A 4421-nucleotide genomic window follows, 5' to 3' on the forward strand; every position below is an offset into this window, starting at 1 on the left:
TCGCCTTCAACGCCAAGCCCGCCGTGCGTGCCGCCGCCGACGTGGCGGTGAACTTCCCGTACCTGGACGTTGTGCGCCACTTCGTGCGACTGTAGGCCGCTGCGGGGACCGCAGCGGCCCGGATGGTGTCGCTAGCGGGTGAAATGCTCCGCGCCGCCGACGTACTCGGTGTGGCCGGTGGGGACGTCCGCCGTGGCCATGGCAACGATTTCCGCCGCGAACTCCTCCACCGAGTAGAGCCGGCCGGCTTCCTGCCTCCTGGCCTCGATGGCGCCGGGAGCAGCACGGTCCAGCAGCGTGGCGGTGACCGTGCCCTCGATCATGTCCCCTGAAACAACCACGAAGCTGATGCCGCGTTCGGTCAGGGCGGGAATCAGGTCCCGGAGTGCGTCCTCACCGGCGCGCTTGCTGCGTGCAACGGGCTCATACGCGTCCATGGTGGCCACTGAATTGATGAAGTGGGCCTGGTGGCTGGTGACGAACACAACCCTGGATCCGACCGGCATCACCTCAAGTGCCGCCTGGAGCATGCCCACCTGGGCGTCGCGGTTGAGCTTGAGCGCGTAGTCCTCGCCCAGACCGGTCTCCATGCCGCCGGAGGCGTTGAGGACCAGCAGGTTGAGCCCGCCGAAATTCTGCACGGCAGCATCGACCAGTGCCTGCGCGCCGTCCGGTGAGGTCAGGTCGGCGCCCACCGCAACGGCCCGGCCGCCGGCTGCTTCGATACCGGAGACCACCTTCTTGGCCCGCGGCGCCTTCTGCCGGTAATTGACGACGACGGCGGCACCCTGCTCAGCGAGCAGCCGCGCCACCTCCGCGCCGATTCCGCGGGATGATCCCGTGACGATTGCCGTTGTGCTGTCCAGTGCGCCCATGGGTGGGTGTCTCCTTGATTCTGTTGGTCCTGCTGGGGTAGGTCGGTGAACTGCTCTGCGTCAGTGGCCCATTCCGAGGCCGCCGTCAACGGGGATGACCGCGCCAGAGATATACGCCGCCTCATCGCTGGCGACCCAGCGGACCACGTTGGCCACTTCATCCGACTCGGCGAACCGTCCCGCCGGAATCGAGGAGAGGTAGTTCTGCTGGGTTTCAGCCGGGAGGGCGGCCGTCATGTCCGTGTTGATGAAGCCGGGTGCGACGACGTTGCAGGTGATCCCCCGCGATCCGAGTTCACGGGTGAGTGACCGGGCAATACCCACCAGGCCCGCCTTCGAGGCGGAGTAGTTGATCTGGCCCGGTGCGCCGTAGAGACCGGAAACGGAGGAAATGAGCACGATGCGTCCCTTGCGCAGGCGGATCATTCCCCTGCTGGCGCGCTTGATGACGCGGAATGCACCGGTGAGGTTGGTGTCGACCACGTCGGTGAAGTCCGACTCGCTCATGCGCAGCAGGAGGGTGTCCCGCGTGATACCGGCGTTGGCAATGAGCACCTCCACCGGCCCGTGCGCCTCCTCGACCTCCGCGAACGCAGCATCGATCTGCGCGGTGTCCGTGACGTCAGCCTTCACCCCGAGCATGCCGGGCGGAACGTCACCGCTGCGGTGGGTGATGGCTACCCGGTCGCCGTTGGCGAGGAAGGACTGCGCGATGGCCAGCCCGATCCCGCGGTTGCCGCCCGTCACCAGGACGCTGCGCCCGGTCTTCTGCTCGGGCGTTCCAGCGGCGGTGTTTTCCTGCATGGAGGGTCCTTTCGTCAGTCAGCGGTGCCTGCATCCGTACGATCCTAGCGGCGAGGGCGGGAACTTTAACAACGGCTGACGGAGTGAGACAATGGAAGAGTCCCCTTGGAGTGTGATGATCAAGCTGAGCCATCAGTCAAAGCGCCGCCCGGAAATCCATAACATCAGTGATGCCCGCGAGGCGCACAGTGATGAGATGCGCCAGCGGATGATCAAGTACTCCGTGTCCATGGGTATCCGGATGGTGTGCCTGATCCTGGTGTTCGTGGTGGAGGGCTGGCTGCAGTGGGTCATGATTGCCGGGGCCGTTTTCCTGCCCTACTTTGCGGTGATCATCGCAAACGGCGGAAGCGACACCAGTAACCTCGCGCACAGCGACTCTCTGCTGGACCGTGCACCTGCGCCCGAACTCGAGGCGCCGGCCCCCGGCGCTGCCCAGGCAGGCGAACCGGTCACGCTCCAGGGCGAAATCGTCGAGGAAGAGGGTGGGCAACCGGATACAGGTACGGATCCGGACTCGGAAGCCGGCAGGAAGGAAGGAGCGGCGTGAGCATTTTCGATCAGCTCCCGGGTGCAAAGCCCTCCCCCGCAGCGGGCGAGCCCGGTGACCCCGTGTGTTCCCGGAAGGCCTGCCGGAAGAGCGCGTCCTGGCAGCTTCTCTGGAACAACCCCCGCATCCATACACCGGAACGCCGGAAGGTGTGGCTGGCCTGCTCCGAGCACCGTGAGTGGCTCCAGGAGTATCTGACCACGCGGGGGTTATGGAAGCAGACGCTGCCGCTGGAAGGCAGTCCGGCCGCACCGTGAACATCCTGAGATATCTGGCGACACCCCGCTGGTTCGGCTGGCTGGCGCTTGTGCTGGTCCTTGCTGCCGCCTGCACCGCGCTGGGGCTGTGGCAGCTGGATCGGCGTGACCAGGCGGCCGCGACCGTCAACACGGTGCAGGCCAACTATGACCGGACCCCGGTCACCTACTCCCCGGAGTTCTTCGAGGCCTTCGAGGAAAACGCCGAATGGACCCCGGTCACCCTTGTAGGGGAATATGACTCCGCCGGCCAGCGCATTGTCCGCAACCGTCCGCTCAACGGCCGTCCCGGGTACGAGGTGCTGGTTCCGTTGAAGCTGAAGGACGGCACCGCCGTCGTCATCAACCGTGGGTGGCTGCCCATCGGCAATGATCAGGCCGGCCGCCCCGACGACGTTCCACCGGCACCGGACGGCGAGGTCACCGTCGTCGCGCGCATCCGGCCGGCAGAGCCCGCCCTTGACCGCTCAGCGCCCGCCGGGCAACTGGCCTCGATCGACCTGGCCGAGTACAGGGAACAGCTTGGGTACCCGGTGTCCACCGCCGCCTACGGGCTGCTGGCCAGCGAAACACCCGCCCCCGCAACCGCGCCGGTTGCACCGGCAAAGCCCGCCATCGACCTCGGACCGCATCTGTCCTACTCGATGCAGTGGTTTGCGTTCGGCGTCCTCTTGTTCGTGGGACTGGGCTATGCAGCCCGCCAGCAGTACCTCATCGACCATGAAGACGCGGACGCACCCCCGGTGCCCGCACGGGCACGACGGCGGCCTTCATCCGAAGAGGAAGAGGACGCCATTCTCGATGCCCGGGGCCTCTAGGCCAGGGTCACCAGTTCGAGGTAATCGTCGTTCCAGAGGTCCTCGACGCCGTCGGGCAGCAGCACCACCCGTTCCGGGTTGAGCGCGTCCACGGCTCCCTCATCGTGGCTGACAAGGACAACGGCGCCGGAATAGTTCCGCAGCGCTCCGAGGATTTCCGCACGGCTGGCGGGGTCCAGGTTGTTGGTCGGTTCGTCGAGGAGCAGCACGTTGGCCGAGGACGCCACGATGGTTGCCAGTGCCAGGCGCGTTTTTTCACCGCCGGAGAGTACTCCGGCCGGCTTGTCGACGTCGTCGCCTGAGAAGAGGAACGATCCGAGGATGCCGCGCACCTCGGCATCGCGCATGTCCGGTGCTGAGGACCTCATGTTCTCCAGGACCGTCCGCTCGGTATCGAGGGTTTCATGCTCCTGAGCGTAGTAACCCACCTTCAGTCCGTGTCCCGGGACGATTTTCCCGGTATCCGGCTGGTCGACGCCCGCGAGCATGCGCAGCAGCGTGGTCTTGCCCGCACCGTTGAGCCCGAGGATCACCACCTTGGATCCCCGGTCGATGGCCAGGTCAACGTCGGTGAAAATCTCCAGCGAGCCGTAGGACTTGCTCAGGCCCTCCGCGGTCATCGGAGTACGCCCGCAGGGTGCAGGTTCCGGGAAACGCAGCGCGGCAACCCGGTCGGAGGCGCGCACGGCGTCCAGGCCGGAGAGCATCCGCTCGGCGCGCTTGGCCATGTTCTGCGCCGCCACGGCCTTGGTGGCCTTGGCTCGCATCTTGTTGGCCTGGTCGATCAGTACCTGGGCCTTCTTCTCGGTGTTGGCCCGCTCGCGCTTCCGCGCGCGTTCATCGGTTTCACGCTGCTGCACATACCGCTTCCAGCCCATGTTGTAGAGGTCGATCGTGGAGCGGTTGGCGTCCAGGTGGAAGACCTTGTTCACGGTCGCCTCGAGCAGGTCGACGTCGTGGCTGATGACGATGAGGCCGCCCTGGTGGTTCTTCAGGAAGTCGCGCAGCCAGGTGATGGAGTCCGCATCCAGGTGGTTGGTCGGCTCATCCAGGAGCATGGTCTCCGCACCGGAGTAGAGGATGCGGGCGAGCTCGACCCGCCGGCGCTGACCACCGG

At 66.2% G+C, this 4421-nt stretch carries 6 protein-coding genes; 3 read left to right on the top strand and 3 right to left on the bottom strand.

The annotated features are described in order from the left end of the window. Positions 1 to 131: 131 nt before the first annotated feature. Positions 132 to 875 carry an SDR family oxidoreductase gene (locus X803_RS0100660; protein WP_026543616.1) on the bottom strand — a complete coding sequence of 248 codons (744 nt, stop codon included), beginning with the start codon at positions 873 to 875 and terminating at the stop codon, positions 132 to 134. 60 nt (positions 876 to 935) lie between these two features. Beyond that, a complete protein-coding gene (locus X803_RS0100665; protein ID WP_051470316.1) occupies positions 936 to 1679 on the bottom strand; it encodes a beta-ketoacyl-ACP reductase in 744 nt (247 codons plus the stop codon). Between the two features lie 91 nt (positions 1680 to 1770). Here X803_RS0100665 and X803_RS0100670 point away from each other — a divergent pair, with 91 nt between their 5' ends. The 3 genes from X803_RS0100670 to X803_RS0100680 are packed head-to-tail and all read left to right on the top strand — an operon-like array spanning position 1771 to position 3304. Continuing rightward, the gene (locus X803_RS0100670; protein WP_084033233.1) at positions 1771 to 2229 is read left to right on the top strand and encodes a DUF3099 domain-containing protein; all 459 of its coding nucleotides are present in this window, start codon (positions 1771 to 1773) and stop codon (positions 2227 to 2229) included. Between the two features lie 2 nt (positions 2230 to 2231). Beyond that, positions 2232 to 2486: a hypothetical protein gene (locus X803_RS0100675; protein WP_156929924.1), complete on the top strand. Its 255-nt coding sequence runs from the start codon at positions 2232 to 2234 to the stop codon at positions 2484 to 2486. Positions 2487 to 2488: 2 nt separating this feature from the next. Beyond that, positions 2489 to 3304, top strand: a complete 816-nt coding sequence (locus X803_RS0100680; protein WP_026543620.1) for an SURF1 family cytochrome oxidase biogenesis protein — start codon at positions 2489 to 2491, stop codon at positions 3302 to 3304. Here the strand turns inward: X803_RS0100680 and X803_RS16895 are convergent. After that, on the bottom strand, positions 3301 to 4421 hold a 1121-nt coding region (locus X803_RS16895), incomplete at its 5' end, for an ABC-F family ATP-binding cassette domain-containing protein (RefSeq protein WP_035777366.1). The two genes, X803_RS0100680 and X803_RS16895, sit on opposite strands and share 4 nt — an antisense overlap.

Origin of the sequence: Arthrobacter sp. 35/47 (assembly GCF_000520475.1) — a bacterium.
GTDB lineage: Bacteria > Actinomycetota > Actinomycetes > Actinomycetales > Micrococcaceae > Arthrobacter_D > Arthrobacter_D subterraneus.

Coding starts and splice junctions, on each gene's coding strand:
- X803_RS0100670 (WP_084033233.1), top strand. CDS start 1,771: ATGGAAGAGTCCCCTTGGAGTGTGATGATCAAGCTGAGCCATCAGTCA.
- X803_RS0100660 (WP_026543616.1), bottom strand. CDS start 875: ATGGGCGCACTGGACAGCACAACGGCAATCGTCACGGGATCATCCCGC.
- X803_RS0100665 (WP_051470316.1), bottom strand. CDS start 1,679: ATGCAGGAAAACACCGCCGCTGGAACGCCCGAGCAGAAGACCGGGCGC.